Source organism: Paraburkholderia sp. BL25I1N1 (assembly GCF_003002025.1).
Classification (GTDB): Bacteria; Pseudomonadota; Gammaproteobacteria; order Burkholderiales; family Burkholderiaceae; genus Paraburkholderia.
Map to the genome: position 1 here is coordinate 1 of NZ_PVZB01000045.1, position 21,858 is coordinate 21,858.

Annotated in this window: 19 protein-coding genes; 12 read left to right on the plus strand and 7 right to left on the minus strand. The window is 60.8% G+C overall.

The window, feature by feature from the left end; translation table 11 throughout:
• Positions 1-110: 110 nt before the first annotated feature.
• Positions 111-1,043, minus strand: coding sequence for a LysR substrate-binding domain-containing protein (locus B0G73_RS37965; RefSeq protein ID WP_106286173.1), 933 nt, complete (start codon positions 1,041-1,043; stop codon positions 111-113).
• A gap of 345 nt (positions 1,044-1,388) precedes the next feature.
• Between B0G73_RS37965 and B0G73_RS37970 the strand changes: the two genes are divergently transcribed.
• From B0G73_RS37970 to B0G73_RS40310, 9 genes are all read left to right on the plus strand, one after another.
• Positions 1,389-2,630, plus strand: a complete 1,242-nt coding sequence (locus tag B0G73_RS37970) for an aromatic ring-hydroxylating dioxygenase subunit alpha (protein ID WP_106286174.1) — start codon at positions 1,389-1,391, stop codon at positions 2,628-2,630.
• A gap of 74 nt (positions 2,631-2,704) precedes the next feature.
• Entirely contained in the window at positions 2,705-3,691 is a 987-nt protein-coding gene (locus B0G73_RS40305) for a flavin reductase family protein (RefSeq protein ID WP_166679216.1), read from the plus strand.
• A gap of 242 nt (positions 3,692-3,933) precedes the next feature.
• On the plus strand, positions 3,934-6,351 hold the full coding sequence (locus B0G73_RS37990) for an FAD-dependent oxidoreductase (protein WP_106286176.1): 2,418 nt from the start codon (positions 3,934-3,936) through the stop codon (positions 6,349-6,351).
• A 61-nt stretch (positions 6,352-6,412) separates the two neighbouring features.
• Positions 6,413-7,162, plus strand: a complete 750-nt coding sequence (locus tag B0G73_RS37995; protein WP_106286177.1) for an electron transfer flavoprotein subunit beta/FixA family protein — start codon at positions 6,413-6,415, stop codon at positions 7,160-7,162.
• Positions 7,163-7,183: 21 nt separating this feature from the next.
• A complete protein-coding gene (locus B0G73_RS38000) occupies positions 7,184-8,140 on the plus strand; it encodes an electron transfer flavoprotein subunit alpha/FixB family protein (protein ID WP_106286178.1) in 957 nt (318 codons plus the stop codon).
• Positions 8,141-8,177: 37 nt separating this feature from the next.
• Positions 8,178-9,224 (plus strand): ABC transporter substrate-binding protein, encoded by a 1,047-nt coding sequence (locus B0G73_RS38005; protein ID WP_181196755.1) that lies wholly within the window; start codon positions 8,178-8,180, stop codon positions 9,222-9,224.
• Between the two features lie 162 nt (positions 9,225-9,386).
• The gene (locus tag B0G73_RS38010) at positions 9,387-10,205 is read left to right on the plus strand and encodes a proline/glycine betaine ABC transporter permease (RefSeq protein ID WP_106286204.1); all 819 of its coding nucleotides are present in this window, start codon (positions 9,387-9,389) and stop codon (positions 10,203-10,205) included.
• Positions 10,202-11,143 (plus strand): glycine betaine/L-proline ABC transporter ATP-binding protein, encoded by a 942-nt coding sequence (locus B0G73_RS38015; RefSeq protein WP_258194162.1) that lies wholly within the window; start codon positions 10,202-10,204, stop codon positions 11,141-11,143. Before B0G73_RS38010 ends, B0G73_RS38015 begins: the two co-directional genes overlap by 4 nt.
• 194 nt (positions 11,144-11,337) lie before the next feature.
• Positions 11,338-11,556: a hypothetical protein gene (locus tag B0G73_RS40310; protein WP_146142591.1), complete on the plus strand. Its 219-nt coding sequence runs from the start codon at positions 11,338-11,340 to the stop codon at positions 11,554-11,556.
• Positions 11,557-11,624: 68 nt separating this feature from the next.
• Here the strand turns inward: B0G73_RS40310 and B0G73_RS38025 are convergent, their stop codons facing one another.
• The 6 genes from B0G73_RS38025 to purU all read right to left on the minus strand — a co-directional run bounded on the left by B0G73_RS38025 (position 11,625) and on the right by purU (position 18,650).
• A complete protein-coding gene (locus B0G73_RS38025) occupies positions 11,625-12,524 on the minus strand; it encodes a bifunctional 5,10-methylenetetrahydrofolate dehydrogenase/5,10-methenyltetrahydrofolate cyclohydrolase (RefSeq protein ID WP_106286181.1) in 900 nt (299 codons plus the stop codon).
• A gap of 70 nt (positions 12,525-12,594) precedes the next feature.
• Entirely contained in the window at positions 12,595-13,188 is a 594-nt protein-coding gene (locus B0G73_RS38030; protein ID WP_106286182.1) for a sarcosine oxidase subunit gamma, read from the minus strand.
• Complete coding sequence (locus tag B0G73_RS38035; RefSeq protein WP_106286183.1) at positions 13,181-16,180, minus strand: sarcosine oxidase subunit alpha family protein; 3,000 nt, start codon at positions 16,178-16,180, stop codon at positions 13,181-13,183. The genes B0G73_RS38030 and B0G73_RS38035 overlap by 8 nt, the downstream gene beginning before the upstream one ends.
• On the minus strand, positions 16,167-16,478 hold the full coding sequence (locus B0G73_RS38040) for a sarcosine oxidase subunit delta (RefSeq protein WP_106286184.1): 312 nt from the start codon (positions 16,476-16,478) through the stop codon (positions 16,167-16,169). The genes B0G73_RS38035 and B0G73_RS38040 overlap by 14 nt, the downstream gene beginning before the upstream one ends.
• 12 nt (positions 16,479-16,490) lie before the next feature.
• Positions 16,491-17,741, minus strand: coding sequence for a sarcosine oxidase subunit beta family protein (locus tag B0G73_RS38045; RefSeq protein ID WP_106286185.1), 1,251 nt, complete (start codon positions 17,739-17,741; stop codon positions 16,491-16,493).
• A gap of 36 nt (positions 17,742-17,777) precedes the next feature.
• Positions 17,778-18,650, minus strand: a complete 873-nt coding sequence (purU, locus tag B0G73_RS38050; protein WP_106286186.1) for a formyltetrahydrofolate deformylase — start codon at positions 18,648-18,650, stop codon at positions 17,778-17,780.
• A 413-nt stretch (positions 18,651-19,063) separates the two neighbouring features.
• Here purU and B0G73_RS38055 point away from each other — a divergent pair, with 413 nt between their 5' ends.
• The 3 genes from B0G73_RS38055 to B0G73_RS40855 all read left to right on the plus strand — a co-directional run bounded on the left by B0G73_RS38055 (position 19,064) and on the right by B0G73_RS40855 (position 21,783).
• Positions 19,064-19,750 carry a TetR/AcrR family transcriptional regulator gene (locus tag B0G73_RS38055; protein WP_243856926.1) on the plus strand — a complete coding sequence of 229 codons (687 nt, stop codon included), beginning with the start codon at positions 19,064-19,066 and terminating at the stop codon, positions 19,748-19,750.
• A 379-nt stretch (positions 19,751-20,129) separates the two neighbouring features.
• Complete coding sequence (locus B0G73_RS38060; RefSeq protein ID WP_106286188.1) at positions 20,130-21,179, plus strand: porin; 1,050 nt, start codon at positions 20,130-20,132, stop codon at positions 21,177-21,179.
• Between the two features lie 430 nt (positions 21,180-21,609).
• On the plus strand, positions 21,610-21,783 hold the full coding sequence (locus tag B0G73_RS40855; RefSeq protein ID WP_181196756.1) for a hypothetical protein: 174 nt from the start codon (positions 21,610-21,612) through the stop codon (positions 21,781-21,783).
• Positions 21,784-21,858: the final 75 nt, after the last annotated feature.

The following is a 21,858-nucleotide window of genomic DNA, read 5'->3' on the forward strand; positions in this document are numbered from 1 at the left end:
GATCGTCCACGCTTTTCAGCTTGCGCATTATCGAAGGATGAGGTTGCGAAGGCCCCAGTCTAACCGAGTCAAATTCACTATTTGCACCAGAACCCACGGCGGGACCAGCGTCAGGCAGCGGATTGCGCACCCCAACTGCTATTGGTGCCGGCGGCGTAGTCCATCAGCGTATCGAGCACCTCCTTCGCCGCGTGGCTGAGTTCATAATTGTCGGCCGTCACGATGTACTCAGATAGTCGGGTACGCACGCTGATAGCGAGCGGTCTGACGAGGCGCCCGTCTTCGATCATTTCCGTGCAGCCGTAGGACCAGGCGAGCGCGACACCTTTTCCGGCACACGCCGCGCGGTAAGCCAGATCGAAATTGCTGACACGGATCGAGCTGTGATGATCGCGCGGCTCGACGCCCGCCAGTTCGAACCAGTCGTCCCAGCAGTTGCATATCGACAGACCGGCTTCAACGTCGATCAGCACTTCGTTCTGTAAATCGCATGCGCTCTGGATGGAGTGTTGCTCAAGGTAAGACGGGCTGCAGACCGGAAAAATTTCTTCATCGAACAGCTTGTATTTGGCGAGACCGGGCCAGTGGCCGTCTCCATAGTGGATAGCGAGATCGACGGCCTCACGGCGCGGATCGACCGGCTGATCGCTGGCGAGTACGCGGATGTCGATTTCCGGATGGCGTTCGCGGAACCGGATGATGGCCGGCATCAGCCAGAAGCTCGACATCGCCACGCTCGCAGCGATCGTCACGCTGGTCGATTCGAGATTCTCGATGATGGCCACCGCGCGGCGAATCGACATCAGGCTTTGCGCGATTGCCTGTTGAAAGACCATGCCGGCTTTGGTCAGCTCGATTTCGCGGTGCCGCCGATTGAAAAGCGGAACGCCAATCCTTTCTTCCAGCACCTGAATCTGCCGGCTCACCGCACCTTGCGACAGGTTTAGTTCTTCGGCCGCGCGCGTGAAGCTCAGGAGCCGTGCCGAGGCTTCGAACGCGCCAACTGCGTTGAGGGGAGGCAGACGTTTCCTCGGCTTGATCATCGTGCTTCCCTGTGAGAACGGCGGCGTTTGCGAGCGTTCCGCGTCCTGTCGGTCACGCTTTGTTCAGAATGCTGTCATGAAAAAACGTTAGTCAAAAAACAATTCGACTGGAATCCGGGTAAATCCTCACCAGACGGCCTGGTCAGGGCCCACATTTGTTTCGCCGTCCGTGCAAGCATTGTCGCGCGCGTCGCGCTCGCATGCAAAAATGCATGTCAGACATCAGTAAAAATGGCTTGTCCCGTCAAAATTGGAGTCCTCTAATGACATCAAGCCCTGAGAGGGCCGTCGCTGCCGCATATCTCAGGGTGCACATGGGATTTTCTGGAAACATCAGGATGGGACATGTTCGACCATAAAAAACTCGACGCTTTGCTGGCGGCCTATACGCCGGGACGCCCTCTTGAGCAGGCGTTTTACAAGGACGCGGAACTATTCGAGGCGGATCTCGCACTCATCTGGCAGCGAAAGTGGCTGTTTGCCGGCTTGAGCTGCGAGATCAGGCAGACCGGCGAGTGGTTCACGGTGCAGATTGGCGAGACGTCGGTTATCGTCGTGCGGGATCGTGCAGGTGCCGTGCGCGCCTTCTTTAACACCTGCCGTCATCGAGGCTCGCGCATCTGTGCGGGTGAGAAGGGCAAGTCAGGCGCATTCGCCTGCCCGTACCACCAATGGACCTATGGCCTCGATGGCAAGCTGATGTTCGCGCGCAACATGGGCGAGTCGTTTGACCTGTCGGCCTTCTCCCTGAAGCCGGTTGCGTGCGAGGTCGTAGCGGGCTATGTGTTTATCTGCCTGTCCAGTACGCCCGACGATTTCAGCGGCTTTCGCCGCCGCGTTGAACCGTACCTCGCGCCGCACGGCATCGAAGATGCCAAGATCGCCTACGAATCCACGATGGTCGAGAAAGGCAACTGGAAACTGGTACTCGAAAATAATCGCGAGTGCTACCACTGCAGCGCCAATCATCCGGAATTGCTGCGCACGATTTCCGAGTTCGATGGTCCGACCGATCCGCGCTATGGCGGCGAGTTTGCGGCGAAGAGCGAACGCGACGAGGCGCGCTGGCGGCAGGTCGGCCTGCCGTACGCGCCCGTCGAAGAAGAACCGGTGTATCGGATGGTGCGAGCCGCGCTGGAGCGGGGCGTGTCTTTCACGATGACGGGTGAAGCGGCCTGCAGCAAGGTCATGGGAATGCTTCCCGAGCGGGACGTCGGCGCGTTGCGTCTGCTGCGTTTCCCCAATACGTGGAATCATGCGCTGGGTGATCACGCGCTGGCATTCCGTCTCTTGCCGCTCGGCCCGCGCGAGACACAAGTCACGACAAAATGGATCGTGCACAAGGACGCGGTCGAAGGCGTCGATTACGACCTCGACACGCTGACCGAAGTCTGGAAAGCGACCAACGCACAGGATCAGCGACTGGTCGAAACGAATCAGCTCGGCATCAATTCAATTGGCTACGAGCCAGGAGTCTATTCGGAACAGGTGGAGTCCGGCGTTATGGCATTCGTGGACTGGTACATCGATGCCCTCAGAGAAGGCCTCGCGCAGATGCCGAGGACCGTGCCGCTCAAGGTGTGTTGACAGTGGCCGCGAATCAGGCAGGCTCTTTACCGTCAACGCGCGATGATGGCTTCTTACTGGTGGAGTGTGTGGCAGTGGCCGACGAATCCGTGAACGTGAAAACGTTCGAATTCGTCTCCGTTGACGGCAGGTCGCTCGACTATGCAGCGGGGCAGCACATCACAGTTGAAGCGCCGACCCTCAGCGGCATTCTGTACCGCTGCTACACGTTGTCGTCGACGCCGACGCGCGCGGGGCGCTTCGCGATAACGGCGAAAGCCGCGCCTCATGGTCCGGTGTCCGCATGGTTGCATCAGGAAATCGCGCCAGGCGCTCGCCTTCGGATCTCCCCACCTTCAGGCGCGTTCACCGCTCCTGAAGCAACCGGAGGCGCGTATTTATTCGTCGCTGGCGGTGTGGGCATTACACCGCTCCTGTCGATGACAAGGGCGTTATACGACGCGCGCGCCGAGATCGATCTTATCTTCCTGCAATGTGCGAGCACGCAGGAAGATCTTCTGTTTCGCAAGGAACTGGAGCAGATGGCGGCATCCTGGCCGAGTCTGCGAGTCAAGCTGACGGTATCGCGCGAGGCCGCTGTACCGCTTCTCGCTGGCCGGCTTGAACGCGCCAGATTGGCCCAATGGATTCCCGATATCGCGAAGCGCACGGTTTATTGCTGCGGCCCTGATGCATTCATGAAGACTGTCTACGAGGCTGCGGTGAGCCTTGGCGTTGCACCGCAACGGTATCACCAGGAGAGTTTCGTGCTGCCGCCCGCCGCGAGTGCGACCGCGTTTGAAGCCGTAGTGCCGACGGCGCAGGTCAGTGTGATGCTTGCAGCGTCCAGACTCGAGTGTGTCGCGTCAACGAACGATGTGCTGATAGACGCCGCCCAGTCCGTGGGCGTCGTGATCCCGAGTGCGTGCCGCGCCGGTATGTGCGGCACCTGCAAGACACGTGTGATTGCGGGCCAGGTCGAGATGGCGCACAACGGCGGCATCACCGATGAAGAGATAGCAGAGGGATGGATCCTGACCTGTTGTGCACGCCCGCTAACGGACATAGAACTGGACTGTTAGGCTGACAGGTTCGATTCTATGGTGGATGAATTCGTCAAACAATCAGTATGCCTAATGTCATTGCGGTGCGGTTTTTCACATGCGGAATTGCATGAAAACCATGTTCTAAATTCGTTTGAGAAAAGAATTAACGCTTCTTAGCATGCATGTCACACGCGCTGAAGCATTCAATCGCGACATGATGGACGAGATGCCGGTTCTGTCGCTTTTCGATACACGCACACACGAATGAAAGGGAATTCATGAAAAGTCATTGTCAGGTGGCGGTTATCGGCGGAGGTGTGGTTGGCGCCTCGGTGCTGTACCACTTAACGAAATTCGGCTGGACCGACGTCGTGATGCTTGAGCGCAAGGTTCTCACCGCCGGGTCGACATGGCATGCGGCCGCCGGCTTCCATGCGTTTAACGGCGATCCCAACGTCGTCAGGCTGCAGAGTTACACGATCTCGCTCTACAAGGAAATTGAGGAAGAGGGCGATCAGAATGTCGGCCTGCATGTGCCTGGCGGCATCACCATGGCGGCAACACCTGAGCGCTGGGAGTTTCTGCGCACCGAGTGGTCACGGCACCGTTTCATGGGTCTCGACACCGAGTTGATCACGCCGTCCGAGATCAAGGTAATGTGTCCGCTCGTCGACGTGAGCGAGGTGAAGGGAGGCCTGTGGGCGCCGAACGAAGGCCACCTGGACCCTTACGGATGTACTCAGGCCTATGCGCGCGCCGCGCGAAGACGCGGCGCGGATATCTATCAGCATACGCGGGTAGAGGCGCTCGAACCGCGCGCGGATGGCAGCTGGACGGTCATTACCGATCAGGGGGTGATTCATGCCGAGCATGTGGTCAACGCAGCGGGACTGTGGGCGCGGGAAGTCGGTGCCATGGCTGGCGTGAAGCTGCCGCTCATTCCGATGGAGCATCACTATCTCATCACGGAAGACATTCCGGAGCTCGTCACGCTCGGACGGGAGATACCGGTGATGGTCGACCTCGATGGCGAAATTTACATGCGCCAGGAACACCACGGTGTTCTGTTCGGTGTGTACGAGAAGCGCTCGACACCATGGTCGCTGGACGGCACACCGTGGGAATACGGCGAGACCGATCTGTTGCCGCCGCGGCTCGAGCGTATCGAAGACGAACTGATGCGCGGCTTCGAACGCTTTCCGAGCGTGGGAAACGCCGGTATCAAACGCGTCGTCAATGGGCCCTTCACATTTACGCCGGACGGCAATCCGCTCGTCGGCCCCGTGCGCGGTTTGCGCAACTACTGGGCGGCTTGTGGCTGCATGGCGGGCTTCAGTCAGGGCGGCGGCGTCGGCCTGGCACTGGCGCAGTGGATGATCGAGGGCGAACCGCAAGACAACGTGTTCGCGATGGATGTGGCGCGTTTTCCAGACCTCACACAGACCTACGTCGCGGCCAAAGCGCGGGAATTTTACGAGCACCGTTTCTACCTCGCGCGGCCGAATGAGCAGTGGCCCGCGGGCCGCCCACTCAAGACCACGCCGCTATACGACCTGCAGGAGCAGGCGAATGCCGTATTCGGTGTCAACTACGGACTTGAAACGCCGATGTGGTTTGCGCCGGCCGGTCAGCCCGCTCATGAAACGCCGACGTTTCGCCGGTCGAATGCCTTCGACACCGTAGCCGCGGAATGCCGCGCCATTCGCGAGCAGGTGGGTCTGTTCGATGCAAGTGGTTATGCGAAGTACGAAATCAGCGGACCTGGCGCAGAACTGTGGGTCGACCGGTTGTTCGCCAGCCGTTTGCCGGAAGTCGGCCGTGCCCGGCTTGCACCGCTCCTTTCGCCGTCGGGCCGTCTCAAGGGCGATCTGACGATTCTGCGGCTCGCGGCGCAGCGGTTCCTCGTGACGGGGTCCGGTTACCTGCAGGAGTGGCATCTGCGCTGGTTCGAGGACCATCTGCCGGCAGACGGAAGTGTGCGCATCGACAACCGCAGCGAGTCGCTGGCGATGCTCGCGATCGCGGGTCCAAATGCAAAGGCACTGGTTGGCGAAGTCTTCGGCACCGCGGCAATTGCTGCGGCCCAGCGCTTCATGTCGGTCGCCCGGATCGATGCGGGCTTTGCCCCGGCGTGGATCGCACGTCTGTCGCTGACCGGTGAACTGGGCTACGAGATCTACGTCGAGAATCACTATCTGCGCAGCGTCTACCAACGGTTACTCGCGGCGGGCGGCGCTTTCGGGCTGCATCAGTACGGCGTATGGGCGTTGCTGTCGACGCGCCTCGAAAAGGGCTTCGGCATCTGGTCACGTGAATTCGGCCCCGAATACACGCCGGCCATGGCGGATCTCGAACGCTTCATCGCCTTCGACAAGGGCGACTTCATCGGGCGCGAGGCCGTGCTCGCGCGACGCGGCGTGACGCCTGTGCACCGGCTCCTCACGTTCGAAATCGATGCTGTCGACGCAGACGCGAGCGGTTTCGAGCCGGTCTGGGTGGGCGACGCGGTTGCGGGCTACACCACATCGGGGGGCTATGGCCACACGACGGGCAAGAGTCTCGCCATGGGTTACGTGAAGAGTGAATACCTCGTCGGTGCGAACGCATTCGAGATCCAGATTCTCGGCGAGCGCCGGCCGGCAAGGATACTGACAGCGCCAGCATACGATCCGGATGGCGCGCGTATGCGCGGATAGTACGACGGCTTCGGCGCATGCCAGCCGTGGGGGCAGCGATCATTCAATGAGCAGGGTGACTATGAAAATCGTGGTGGCAGTCAAGCGCGTGATCGATTCGAACGTGAAGCCGCGGGTGCGCGCGGACCAGACGGGAGTCGATATGACGAACGTGAAGATGTCGATGAATCCGTTCGACGAAATCGCCGTCGAGGAAGCCGTGCGCCTGAAGGAAGCGGGTGTCGCGACCGAAGTGATTGCTGTGTCGGCCGGTGTTGCGCAGGCGCAGGAAACACTGCGTACGGCGCTGGCGATCGGCGCGGATCGGGCAATCCTGATCGAGTCGAATGAAGAAATTCAGCCGCTGGCGGTGGCCAGACTGCTGCATGCGGTCATCGAGCGCGAAAACCCGCGACTCGTGATTCTCGGCAAGCAGGCAATCGACGACGACTCGAACCAGACCGGCCAGATGCTCGCAGCGCTGACAGGCTGGCCGCAGGCCACCTTCGCGGCGAAGGTGGATCTGGTGGATGGCGCGGCGCTCGTTTGCCGTGAAGTGGACGGCGGTACCGAGACGGTGTCGCTCAGTTTGCCCGCCGTCATTACGACGGATCTGCGTCTGAACGAGCCGCGCTATGTAACCCTGCCGAGCATCATGAAGGCGAAGAAAAAGCCGCTGCAGACACTGACGCCCGGCGAGCTCGGCGTGGACGTGACGCCCCGGCTGAAAACGCTGAAGGTCGTGGAGCCGCCCAGGCGTGCCGCCGGTGTCAGGGTGCCGGACGTGCAGACTTTGCTCGACAAGCTTAAGACTGAAGCCAGAGTAATCTGAGCAGCACGAGGAGACAATGACATGACGATTCTGGTTATCGCCGAACACGCCGGCGGCGCGATCAAAACTTCAACGCTCAACGCAGTGACTGCGGCAGCGGTAATCGCCACGTTCACCGGCCAGCCGATTCATTTGCTGGTAGCGGGCTATAAGGCACAAGGCGTCGCTGACGCCGCGTCGAGGATCGCTGGTGTGAGCCGCGTATTGCTCGCCGACGCGCCGCAACTCGAGGCGGGACTGGCGGAGAACCTTGACGCGACGGCACTGGCGTTGCTGCGCCGCGAGAGCGGGATTTACTCGCATGTGCTGGTGGCCGCCACCGCCTACGGCAAGAACATCGCGCCCCGCCTTGCCGCCAGGCTCGATGTCGCGCAGATCAGCGACATCATCGCGATCGTGGGAGCCGATACTTTCGACCGGCCGATCTATGCTGGCAACGCTATCGCCACCGTGCAATCGTGCGATCCGGTCAAGGTCGTCACGGTGCGGACCACGGCGTTCGATCCCGCCGCCGAAGAGGGAGGCGGTGCGACCGTGGAGAGAATCGAAGCGGCACCGGATACCGGCATCTCACGGTTGGTCAGCCGCGAGTTGACCAAGCAGGACCGGCCTGAATTGACGTCCGCGGCTATCGTCGTGTCCGGCGGCCGGGGACTTGGCAGCGCGGAGAACTACGCGAAAGTACTCACGCCATTGGCGGACAAGCTCAACGCCGCACTCGGCGCCTCTCGCGCCGCGGTGGACGCAGGGTTTGTCCCGAATGACTATCAGGTTGGTCAGACGGGCAAGATTGTCGCGCCGCAACTGTATGTGGCCGTGGGTATTTCCGGCGCGATCCAGCATCTCGCAGGGATGAAAGATGCCAAGGTCATTGTTGCAATCAACAAAGACCCGGAGGCGCCGATTTTCGGCATCGCGGATTACGCGCTCGAAGCCGATCTGTTCGTCGCAGTGCCCGAGATGACAGCCGCGTTATAACAACCACTCGTAGTCCGCAAAGGGAATGGAGAAAAACATGTTCAACTGCATCGCAAGACGTATGGTCGTCGGACTCGTGTTGGGCGCGGCCGCTCTGGCGCAGAATGCCCATGCCGCAGCCACGGATTCTGCCTGGTGTGCATCTGGCAAGCCGGTGAAATTCGCTGAAATGGGCTGGGACAGTGCCAGATTCATGACCGAGGTGATTCGATATGTGCTCGAGAAGGGCTACGGCTGCAAGACCGATCAGACACCCGGCACCAACGCCATTGCCCTGCAAGGCGTGGTGATGAACGACCTGAACGTGATGGTCGAATACTGGTCCGGCCGCACGCCGGCATACGAAAGCGCGGCGCGTGAGGGCAAGGTCAGGATTCTCGGCTCGCTGATCTCTGGTGGCAGCGTGGAGGGCTATTACGTGCCGGAATACGTCATCAAGGGTGACCCTGCACGCGGTATCAAGCCGGTCGCTCCGGAGTTGCGGAGCATTACGGATCTGCCGAAATACAAGGATCTGTTCGCCGACGACGAGGACCCATCGAAAGGACGGCTCTATAACTGCCCGATTGGCTGGCAATGCGAGGCCGACACGGTGCAGAAGATGAAAGCCTACAAGCTTGACAACGCGTTCACCGACTTTCATCCTGGTTCCGGGCCAGCGCTCGATTCGGCCATTGAATCGGCGTACACGCGCGGCAAGCCGATCCTGTTCTACTATTGGGAGCCGTCGACGATCCTTGGCCGTTTCAAGGCCGTCCGTCTCGCCGAGCCCGCGTTCAACGAAGCCTGCTGGAAAACCATCAACGGCAGCAAGGATGGGAATCCGTGCGGATCGGCCTCGCCGCCCACGGCGCTGCGCATTGTGGTGTCGAACGCGCTGTACTCGGCCGATCCGCAGATCGTCGGACTCTTCGAGAAAGTGCAGTTCCCGATGGAATCGATCAACGCGGTTCTCGCACGCATGGCAAGCGCAAAAACGCCGCCGCGCCAGGCCGCGATCGACTTCCTGAAGGCCAACCCCGATATGCTGTCGCACTGGGTGCCGGCCGATGTGTTGAGCAAGGTACGCAGCAGTCTGCAGTGACATTGCACGCGGTGCGCGCCGGAAACGGCCGCGCTCTTCCGTGTATCGCATTGGATGGATGCCGGCGCCGCCATGCTGCGCCGGCGCGACTCACAGTACAGGTGCCGTGTGAATGGAATATTCTTGCAACTCGATCTGGGCGACCCGATCAACCGCTTCTTCATGGGGCTCGTGGCGCAATATGGCGACCTGTTCCACCGCATCAGCGCGCTCCTGCTGGGTTATGCGCTCAATCCCGTCGAGACGATGCTCAAGGGTGCGCCGCCGCTTGTCGTGATCGGCGTGGTAGGCGCGATCACGTGGCTCGGTTCGCGCAAGATCGCACTCACGGTGCTGCTCGCCGCGATGACGTACCTGATAGGCTGCCTCGGGCTATGGGACAAGCTGATGCAGACCTGCGCGATCATGCTGACGGCGATGATCCTGACGGTGCTGATCGGCCTCCCGCTCGGTATCGCAATCTCGCGCAGCCGCTGGTTGGCTCGGGTGATCAATCCGATCCTCGACATGATGCAGACACTGCCTTCGTTCGTGTATCTGATTCCGGTCGTGATGCTGTTTGGCCTCGGCCGCGTGCCGGCGATCTTCGCTACGATGATTTACGCGTTGCCACCCCTGGTCCGTCTGACCGACCTTGGCTTGCGGCAGGTGCCGGGCGACGTATTGGAGGCCGCGAGGGCTTTCGGCGCGACACCGGGCCAGCAACTGCTTGCTGTGGAGCTGCCGCTCGCGTTGCCTTCCATTATGGCGGGCATTAACCAGGCCGTGATGATGTCGTTGGCAATGGTCGTCATTGCGTCGATGATCGGTGCGCGCGGACTCGGAGAGGATGTGCTCGCGGGCATCAACAATCTGGATATGGGACAGGGTGTAGTCGGCGGCGTGGCAATCGTGATACTGGCGATCGTATTCGACCGCATCACCCAGTCGTTCGGCATCGGCAAGCGCGCGCGGCGCGGACAAAGTGAGAGTCTTCGATGAACATTTCTTCACTGCGCAACATTGTGCGTGGTCTTGAATCCGGCACGGCGCCGCTGAAGAGCGCAGTGCCGTCGGCCATGGAAACCACAAAAACGGCAGGGTTCGCTGCTGTGGCCGAAACCACGGCGCTGCTCGAACTGCGCGGGCTTTACAAGGTGTTCGGACCGCATTCGCGGCAGATTCGCGAGGCACTTGAACAGGCCCGGGCAGGCATATCCAAGGAACAGATTCTTTCCGCGACCGGGTGCAACGTCGCGGTGCGCGATGTGTCGCTGTCAGTGTATCCGGGTGAGATCTTCGTCATCATGGGGCTCTCGGGTTCGGGCAAGTCGACACTTGTGCGGCACTTCAACCGTCTGGTCGAGCCGACCGCGGGACAACTGCTGTTTCGCGGCACCGACGTACTGAAGCTCAATGCTCGGCAGTTGCGCGAAATGCGGCGCTTCCACATTGGCATGGTCTTTCAGAGCTTTGCACTGCTGCCGCACAAGACCGTGCTGGAGAACGTGACCTTCGGGCGCTGGATTCGTGGCGACGACGCGGCGGCGTCGCGCGAGGCGGCACGCGCGTGGATCAATGGCCGGCTCGGTTTGCAGGGCTACGACGATCGCTATCCGGACGAGCTATCGGGCGGCATGCGTCAACGTGTCGGGTTGGCCCGTGCGCTCGTTGCCGAACCTGACGTGCTATTGATGGACGAAGCCTTCAGCGCGCTCGATCCGCTGATTCGCGCGGAAATGCAGGACATCCTGCTCGAAATGCAGGCCGACCTGCGGCGCACGATTGTCTTCATCACGCACGATCTGGACGAAGCGATGAAGATCGGGTCGCGTATCGCCATCATGAAGGATGGCGCAGTCATTCAGGTCGGCACACCCGAGCAGATTCGCACGAATCCGGCGAACGACTACGTGCGGCGCTTTGTCGATGCCCGGTGACGCCTGGCTCGTTTCTACACGAATACGCCGCTGATGCGCTCGATTCGCTGTTGAATGCCACATTGCTATGCGAATGCCGGCGCGTATTCGTGCGGGGCTGGCGCCCGGGTCCGGAAGCGGTAGCACCGCGTGTGGACGTCAGTTTGTATGTTCCGCTCGCGGATTCCCCGTCGACGTTCGACGATCTCGCCGATGTGGTCGATTACGAAGCGGTGTATCACATCCTGCATTTGCATCCTTTCGTAGCTGCGCGGGAATACAGCCGTGCAGTCGCGGCGGACCTGATGAAGGATCCCAGGATCGCTGCCGTGCGGATCGCGATACACTTGCCTTTCGTCACGCCGGTCGACAGCTATTTTCTACGTGACGCAGATTCAGCGTTTGCGACAGCCGCGACGAGAACCGTGCCTTGACACGGACAAATGGCAGGGCGGGTCTACGAGACCAGGCGCCGGCCACGGCGCCACTTGCACGTATGGTTTTATCGGACCACTGTTTCTGGCACAAGCTGGCGATCGATGCCGTTCTGGTGACATGCGGCAAGCACGGTATTGCGAAGCAGGCAAGCGATCGTCATGGGGCCCACTCCGCCCGGGACCGGCGTAATCGCGCCGGCGCGCGAAGTGGCCGATTTGAAGTCGACATCGCCTACCAGCCGAAACCCTTGCTGTTCCGAACCGGTCCGGTTAATGCCGACGTCGATCACCGTCGCCCCTGGCTTGATCCAGTTCTCATTCACGAGTTCGGCGCGACCTACGGCAACAAACAGGATATCGGCCTGGCGGCAAATTGCTTCGATGTCACGCGTACGCGAGTGCGCGATCGTCACGGTGCAGTTTTCCTGCAATAACAAAACCGCCAGCGGTTTGCCGACAATGTTGGAGCGGCCTACGACCACCGCATGCAAGCCCGCCAGCGACTCGCCCAGCTGTTGTTTCGCGAGCATGACGCAACCCTGCGGCGTACAGGGCACGAGAGCGTGTGGCGCGCCGTTCAGCAGGCCACCGGCATTGAGCGCATGGAAGCCGTCCACGTCTTTTTCAGCCGCGATTGTCGCGATCACCTGTGCTTCGTCGATATGTGCGGGCAGCGGCAATTGCACGAGGATGCCGTGTACCGCGGGGTCGTCATTCAGCGTGCGAACGAGTGCGAGCAACACGTCGCTCGACGTGTCGGGCGGCAAGCGGTGCTCGACGCTGCGAATGCCCGCCTCGCCGGCCTGGCGAACCTTGTTGCGCACATAGACCTGGCTTGCCGGGTCCTCGCCGACCAGCACGACCGCGAGAGCGGGCTGAATGCGATGCAGCCCGGTCAAAGTCGTGACTGCTGCACGGGTGGCCGCATTGAGGCGCGCGGCGCATGCCTTTCCGTCGATGATCATGGGGATGAGGAGTTCAGAAGTAAAAGAGCTGACGCGGTTAGACGCAAGGCCGAATAACAGACCTACACCGTCATGCCTGGGCAGGCAAGAATTCGGACGCGGCGTCGATCAGCCAGTGCACCAGAAAGGCGGCGTAAGAGGCATCGACGTAGACCAGATAGTCGTTGTTGCCCTGATGCAGAAGCATCGTCGGCAAACCGGCGAAGCGTGTCGTCACCACGCGTCCGATGGGACAGGCCACGGAGGAAAAGTCGATTGCGCTGCCTTTGGCAAGCAGCGATGCCGAATCTGCGCCACTCACCTGGAACCCGGTGCGGCTGTCGGAGATGAGCGTGGCCGTCGCGAAGCGGCCGTCGCATGCTGCGCGCACTGCGCGCAGATGCGCTTCTTCATCGTCGAGCGGGCAGAAATAGAGCCATTCGGTCGGTCCGGACCAGGCAAGACAGGTCTCGCCGCGCGTGGCGAAACGCTCTGGCGTGGGCAGCGCAAGACCCGTGGCGTCGCCAATGGCCTCGGCGAAATCGGCGTCATGAGCATCGCCTTGCAGTCGAACGATGCCGCCAAGCGGCTGTTCGTCGACGCAAAGCGTCGGGCCGCGGACGGGAAATCGCTCAGGTGGCGCCCATTGGCGTGTCACGTAGATTGCTGCTTCGAGCTTAGCCATGCAGACGCTCTCCCTGCGGATCAAAATGGGCGGGCGGCACGACGCGCGCGGTCGTCACTTTGCCCTTGGCATAGATGTGGACCTGCTCGCCGAGGCGAGCGGAGCCGTTGCGCAGAATGCCGAGCCCGATTGCCTTGCCGAGCATCGGGCTGATGCAGGCGGCAGTTACGTAACCGTGGGATTTGACCGGCATGTGCGGCGTGGCTTCGTCGATAAAATGGCCGCCCACCGGCAGCGGCACGTCGGGCACTAGCGATTCGAGCCCCACGAACTGGAGGCGCGCGTCGCCACAATCGGCAGCCCGTTGCAACGAGCGGCGCCCAATGAAGTCGGTGGTCTTTTTGTCGATGATCTTGCCCCAGCCAATGTCGAGTGCGTTGGAGCTGCCGTCGGTATCGCTGCCGATATGCAGGTAGCCTTTCTCGGTACGCATCACTTCAAGCGCCTCGATGCCATAGGGTGCGATGCCAAACTCGGCGCCCGCGTCGCTTATGCATTGCCACAAGGACTGCGCGTAACGCGCGGGCACCGACACTTCGAATGTGACCTCCCCGGTAAAACTCGCCCGCAATATGCGGGCGGGCACACCTGCAAAATGGCCGGAGCGGAACTGCATATGCGCGAAGGCGTCTGCGTCGAAATCGATATCCGACTCGATCTTCTGCAGCACCTGGCGTGCCTTGGGACCCGAGACGGTGACGTTCGCCCATTGCGTCGTCACGTTGGTGACGTGTACGCGAAGTTCCGGCCACTCGCACTGCAGATACTCTTCGAAAAGCAAAAAGACCCGTGCGACCGCGCCGCTCGTGGCGTGCACGAGAAAATGATCGTCGGCGAGGCGAACGATAACACCGTCGTCGATGAGGACGCCGTTGTCGTTGCTCAGCATGGCATAGCGCGCAAAGCCCGGCTTGAGCGTTGCCAGATTATTGACGTAGACGCGGTTGAGAAACGCGGCGGCGTCTGGCCCCCTGAGTTCGATCTTGCCGAGCGGCGAGCCGTCGAACAGTCCGACGCCGTGACGCACGGCCAGCACCTCGCGCAGCGTTGCCGTGGCAATCCCTTCGTCTTCGCGCGGATAGTATTCCGGTCTGCGCCAGCCGTAGTCGCCGAAATGCGCCGCCTGTGCCGCGTGCCAGGCGTGGGCGGGCAACGTCTGCCACGGCGCGTAACGCTCACCGACGGTCGGCCCGGCAAACGTGCCGAGCGTGACAGGCTGATAAGGCGGGCGGAATCGGGTCGTGCCGACCTGCGGTATCGGCTTGCCGGTCAATTCCGCCATCACGGCGAGAATATTGAAGTTACCCGACTTGCCCTGATCGATGCTCATGCCGCCGGTCGTATAGCGCTTCACGTGTTCCACCGACACGTAGTTCTCGCGAAGCGCGAGTTCCACGTCCGACACCTTGACGTCGTATTGAAAATCGAGCCACTGTTTGTCGGTGCGGGCGCCGCGTGTGTACCAGTACGGCTCGATGCGCAACGTCTCGTCGAGGCCGGTATCGACGACAGGCGCGCCGGTCGACAGGTCGTGGGCGCCGCCGGACGGCTCTGCCATTTCCCGGCCGGCGCGCGCTCCGTCGGCGAGGCATCCGGTCAGTGTGAACTTCCCGTTTGCCGCGCCAACGACGCGCACCGGCTGCTCGCATCCATCCGGCACGAGGCACAGATTCGCTTCGTCGTAGCGCAGCTTGCCGCCGGCCTGGCTGAAAAGATGCACGGTCGGGGTCCAGCCACCCGACATCGCGAGCAGATCGCAGGGAAGGGTGACGATGGCGGCGCCCAGTTGCCCGCCACCGAGGTGTCGTGCGAGTCGTACAGCTGCGATCTTGCGACGACCTTGAGTGGCGAGGATGCCGTGTGCCGGATAGTGAGCGATGCCTCGCTCGTGGAGACACTGCTGCAGCGTCTCGTCGACGTTCACCCGCGTATCGACGACCGAAAGTTCGCGCACGCCGGCTTCGTGCAGATCGATCGCGGTGCGATATGCGTCGTCATGGTTCGTCACGATCACCACGCGCTGACCGCACACAACGCCGAAGCGGTTCACATAGGCCCGTACCGCTGCCGCGAGCATCACGCCGGGGCGGTCATTGTTCGGAAAGACGAGTGGCCGTTCAAGGGCGCCTGTGGCGAGAATGACCGCTGAGGCGCGGATCCGCCACAGGCGCTCACGCAGCGTGCCAAGGCGATCTTGCGCCCGCACGGGAGCGGCAATGCGCTCTGCGGCAGCCAGAAAATTGTTTTCGTAATAGCCGCTGACCGTGGTGCGAGTCAACAGTTGTACGTTCGGTAGTGCCCGCAGTTGCTCCACGACCCGTTCAACCCAACGGCCTGCCGATTCACCGTTGATCCGCATCTGCTCGTTCAGGAGCGCGCCGCCGAGTGCATCTCGATCGTCGACTAGCACCACGCGTACGCCGCGTTGCCCGGCCGCGAGCGCAGCCGAAAGGCCAGCCGGGCCGCCGCCGCAGATCAGCACATCGCAGTGGAGATTGCGCTTCTGATAGGTTTGCGCATCGCGGGAGGTCGGGGCCCTGCCGAGCCCTGCGATTCTGCGTACCACACGCTCATACATATGCCAGTTCGGCCAGATCATCGACTTGTAATAGAACGAAGCCGGCAAGACCCGTTGAAACAAATCGAGCAAGCCGAGCAGATCCCAGCGAACTGAAGGCCACGCGTTCTGGCTGGTGGCGCGCAGGCCTTCATAAAGCATGACCAGGGTGGCACGCGCGTTAGGTTCGTCCAGGCCGCCCGCTTCGAGTTGCACCAGTGCGTTGCATTCCTCGACGCCTGCGCTGAAGACGCCGCGCGGCCGGTGCAGTTTGAAACTGCGGCCCACGATGTCGATTCCGTTAGCCAGTAACGCGGAAGCCAGGGTGTCGCCTTCAAGGCCGACGTAGTGACGTCCGTCGAACGTAAATCCCAGTGGCTTGCGCGCGACTCCCGCGGGCGCATCGTACGGCGCAATGCGCTTACGCTGCTTCATGAATGCCTCCCTGCAAAGTCGTGTCCTTGGCACTGGCGCGCGCTATCGGCAGGACGCGTGTGATCTTGTGACTGGCGGTATCGCGCTCGATGCCGAACCAGCGGCGGCAACCGAACGTATGCCGCCAGCGCTCGGGCGCCGGGCCGCGCACGTTGTCGCGCGTGAACAGATAGTCGGCCCAGTCTTCATCACTCAATTGCTGCGGATCAGCCGGACGCGTGCGATCGAACGGACCGCCAAAGGTGAACTCTTCCTCGTCGCGGGTAGTGCCGCAGTAGGGACACGGAATGCGTAACATGCGTCTCTCCCTTCAATGGTCGACGCCGGCTGCGGCCGCTTCGTTGATGAAGCGGCCGCTGGCAAAGCGATCGAGTCCGAATGGTGCGATCAGGTGGTGGGGGCGATCGTTCGCGATGGTGTAAGCGAAGGTGTCGCCACCGGCCGGAATCGCCTTGAAGCCGCCAGTGCCCCAGCCCGTGCTGATGTAGAGGCCGCTCACCGGTGTCTTGCCGACGATGGGACTCGAATCCGGAGAAATGTCGACAATGCCGGCCCACTGGCGCATCAGCTTGAGGCGGCTGAATGAGGGAAAGAGGTTCAGCACCGCGCTCAGCGTATCCTCCAGGGCGGGGAGATTGCCGCGCTGGCCATACGAGGGGTAGCTGTCAGCGCGCCCGCCGATCAGGATTTCGCCGCGATCCGACTGGCTCACATATGTGTGAACGACCGGCGACACCACCAGTCCGTCCAGTGCTGGCTTGACCGGCTCACTGACCATGGCCTGCAGCACACCGCTGGTGATCGGCAGTGTCATGCCGGCCATTCTCGCGAGCAGCGAAGAATGACCGGCTACTGCGATGGCCACCTTGTCCGCCGTGATCACACCACTTTTCGTCTCGACGCCGCGCACCCGGTTGCCGGAACGCACGATCCCCGTCACCTCGCAGTTCTGCACGATGTCCACGCCGAGCGCGTCGGCCGCACGCGCATAACCCCACGCGACAGCATCATGGCGCGCTACGCCGGCTCGGCGCTGAACGAATCCGCCGAGAATCGGGAAGCGGGCGCCGGCGCTGGTGTCGAGCAAGGGCATGAAGTCCTTGACCTGGCCGATATCCATCATCTGCGCGTCGATGCCCTGCAACTGGATCGAATTCGACCAGCGCTCCAGCATGTCCATCTGATGAGGACTGTGAGCAAGCGTCAGCGCGCCACGCTGGCTTAGCATCACGTTGTAGTTCAGTTCACGGCTCAGGCCTTCATAGAGGCGCAGTGAATGCTCGAAAAAATTGGTACTTTCGGGATAAAAGTAGTTCGAGCGGATCGCCGTTGTGTTGCGCCCCGTATTGCCGCCACCCAGCCAGCCCTTTTCGAGGATGGCGACATTCGTAATGCCATGCTTTTTGGCGAGGTAATAGGCCGTGGCAAGACCTTGCCCGCCGCCACCGATGATCACCACATCGTAGTGCGCCTTGGGCGGGCGGGTGTGCCACGCCGGTGCCCATTTGCGATGCCCCGACAGCGCATGTTTGGCGATAGCCCAGAATGAATATTTTTCCACGCAACACCTCAGGAGCGTGACGCCGGACGGCGTCGCTTACAGAATCACAGTACGATTGCCGTTCAGAAAGATGCGGCCTTCGCTGAACAGACGCACCGCGCTGGCGAGCGCCACCGCCTCCGTGTCCTGGCCAACGAGCACCATGTTTTCCGCCGTATAGGCGTGGTCGATCGGCTTGACTTCCTGCGCGATAATGGGGCCTTCGTCGAGGTCTTCAGTCACATAGTGTGCCGTTGCGCCGATTACCTTGACGCCGCGTTCGTGCGCCTGGTGATACGGCCGTGCCCCCTTGAAGCCAGGCAGGAACGAGTGATGGATATTGATTGCGCGGCCGGCGAGGCGGCGGCTCATGCCGTCGGACAGGATCTGCATGTAGCGGGCGAGTACCAGCAACTCCGCATGCTTTTCGTCGAAAAGATCGAGAATTTTCGCTTCCTGCTCCGCCTTGGTCGCCGGCGTGACCGGAAGATGATGGAAGGGGATGCCATACCATTGGACAAGGCCACGACAATCGTCGTGGTTCGAGACAACCCCGACAATTTCAACCTTGAGTGCGCCCGCCCGCCACTTTGTGAGTAGCAGGTTCAGGCAATGATCGTATCGCGACACGGCGATGAGCACTTTCGGCCGGTAATCCGCGCGCCGGATTGCGAAGCTCATGTCCAGGTCCGACGCGAGTTCAGTCAATGCATCATTCAAATGGTCAATCGAGGATTTCAGCAACTGGTCGTTGAACACCATCCGGGCAAAGAAAGTCCCGGTTTGCGGATCACCGTAATGAAATGACTCGGTGACGAAAGCGCCTTGCTCGAAAAGCAAACCCGAAACCTTCGAGAGGATGCCGAGCCGGTCCGGGCATCGGAAGGTAAACAGGTACTGCACGGAAGAGGAGTCGTTTGCATTGATCATGTTTGCGGTCCTGCCTGGTCCCATGCACATGGGCTGCGATGATTGATAAGCCGCATTGATCCCAAGGGAGCGGCGCTTCCTGGCAGTGACAGGGACGTGCTGGACAACCAGCGCGGTGCAAGACCGGTAACAATTAACAATAAAAAATTATTGTTAGTTGGCGAGGGAAGCGACCGGCGCCGTCTTCATGCGGACGGCATCGGTCGACTTCTCGCAGCCACACCGCAATGTCCCTGACTCTGCGTATGGCGGCAGTATAGGCATCGTGATTCGAATAAAACAATAAAAATTTAATGTTACTTGTTTGTGAATCGTGTCGGCGCCTTTCCTGGTGTGAGGTTTCGCGCGGTGTTACATGGTCCAGATGACAAGGTAGAATGGGCGGATCGCAATCCGAGCCCAGGAAACACAGCGTGCCAACACTTGCATCCCGACCGGCGTCTTCGCGTAGAACGCAGGAAGAGCGTAGTCATGCCACGCAAAGCCGGATCATCCGGTCAGCGCTCCGGTTGCTGGAAAAGAAGGGGATTCAGGGCGCCAATCTGCAGGACATTGCTCGCGGAGCCCGGGTGACACTCGGGGCGTTGCAGCATCACTTCGGCAGCCGGCAGGCACTGATGGAGCGTCTGATCGATGAGGTAATGGCGCCCCTTTCCGACGACAGCAGCGTGTGGCCGTCGCCGGCGCTTCCTCTGGAAGAGCGGGCAAAGGCATTCGTACAGGCGGCGTGGCATTCCATGTACGGCGCGCCGAGCTACGTCGCTGCGTGGAGCCTGTTCTTTGGCTGCAAAGCTTCGCCGGAACTGTTCGCCCGCATCGGGGTCGGCCGTGCACGCAATGACCCCGTATTTTTCGACCGTTTTGTCGAGCATTTCCCCGAAATCGTGGCTTCCTGTCCGGATCCGCGCCATTGTGCCGGCCTCGTATTCGCGAGCCTGCGCGGAATGGGCGTGCTGAACGTATTTACGGTGTCGACTGAAGAAATCGACGGTCAACTGCAAATGCTGAGCTGGATGATTATTCAGGCCGGCACGCCTGCAAAATCTGGCTGCGCGACTGCCCCGAAGCCCGCGCGCAAGTCGCGAAAGGCCGCCGCCTGAAGCCGCAGGTCAGCGGCGCCGATACTTTTGCCAGTCAAATTGACGGGCTCGCCGTCGGGGCGTGGCATGCAAAAACTGATGCAAGGCATTCGCTTTTTTCGATTGCCCCATTTGTTTTGGCTAACTCTAATTCGCTTGCGGGCTAAGCGGACGTCATATGCGACCGCGGGCCGGTTAGGTCATCGCGACATGTAACAGCCGGCGAACAATATCCGCTTGATGGGGGAGGGGCGGGTTAGTCCCGAAATCCGGAATTGATTCGAATCGCCCTTGTCAGGCTAGGTTATTCCGCAGGGACATGACCGAAGAATCCGGACGCCTGACGCATTAGGTTGTCGTAGCAAAAGCCCCGGTCTTGATTTTATAATAAGGATTACATATGAGTAAGAAAATCGCTTTGGCTTGCGCTCTTGTCTTCTGTGGTATGGCCCATGCGCAATCATCGGTGACGCTCTACGGTTTGATCGATGCAGGCATCACCTACACCAACAACCTGACCGGTTCCGTAGGCAACGGCAGCGCGCTGCAGTTTATCTCCGGCTCATCGCAAGGAGACCGCTGGGGACTGAAGGGAGCCGAGGATCTCGGCGGCGGAACCAGGCTGGACTTTGTGCTCGAAAACGGATTCGTGCTCGCCAACGGCAAGCTCGGGCAAGGTGGTCGCATGTTTGGTCTTCAGTCATACGTCGGCTTGTCAGGACCGTGGGGCGCGCTGACCATGGGACGCCAGTATGACCTGATCGGCTGGATCTTCCCGGCCTATGCCGTGGCATCGAATACGCCTGCCGGATTGCTTGCGTGGAGCCTGCCAACCAACGCGGCGGGCGGATACACGCTCGACAACCGCGTGTGGGGCGACGAAGTCGACAATTCGGTCAAGTACATGTCGCCGAATTTTGGTGGATTTTCATTTGGTGCGATGTACGGCTTTGGCAATATCGCCGGCTCGTTAGGGACCAACAGCAGCACCAATTTCTCTGTCAGCTACGATCATGGGCCGTTCAGCGCAACACTGGCATACATGGCGATTCACAATGTTACGACCTCGGCAAATTCGGTGGAATACGCTGCGGGCGCCGCGTACATGATCGGCAAAGTTCGGATATTCGGGCTCGTCACCGACGTTCAACTTTCCAGCGGAGCAAAGCAGCGAGCGACGACGTTCGAAGGAGGCGCGGCCTATGCGCTGCGCCCTGATCTCTCGCTCGCTGCCGGCTATCAGTTCCAGAAGCGTAACAACGACGTGGGAAGCGCGAATCAATTGACATTGAGCGCGGACTATTTTCTTTCAAAACAGACGGACGTCTATCTTGTTGGCGCGCTTGGCCACGATTACGGATATGGTGCTCAGGTTCAAGCCGGCTATGGATCAGTATCGAGCACGTCGACTCAGGTTGCGGCGCGCGTAGGACTGCGCCATAAGTTCTAGCGCCATGCTTTCAACAGGAGCAGTTCGTTGCACATGGTTTCCGGACCCAGGGAGCGCATTGGAATCTCGTGAGAAACGTGCTGCGTCTGTCGATCACCCTGTTATCACATTCTGCTTCGGTGTCCCGCGTAGACCTTTCGTGCGTCCAATCGCCGTCAATCTTACGTTCGGCGACTCTTCCAGCAAGTCCCATAATATCTCGCCGCCTACTTCGGCCTTAGCCTGCATGGCCGCGCGATTTTCAAGGTAACCGAGAGCACAAGCGACGACACATGCGCTGAGGGCCATGTGGCGAATGCCATGCAGTGGCGCGGTGGGCACGACGCGGATCCAGTCAACATTTTCGCCTGATACGAGAATCGGTTGCAGCCGGATGCACCGCTTTTTGAGAGAGGCGTGACGATTTTGATGGGATTCATGCGATTCGTGGATGAGCTTCCAGATCGCAGGGAATACCGACGCGATCGTTGAACTCACCGCCGGTCATCGATTGGAGATCGTCCCGAACGTCAAGATCGATGCCTCGGCGCATGCGCGGCGCCAGCCATGGCGCGCTTATGCAACGCTGCACGTTTGGCGCAAATACGAAGCACAACGCGAATGACGCCGGGTCATCTGATTCCGAGTCCGCTGGGCGACATAGTCTCGCGTGCCGAGGACGATCTTTTGACGGCCCTGT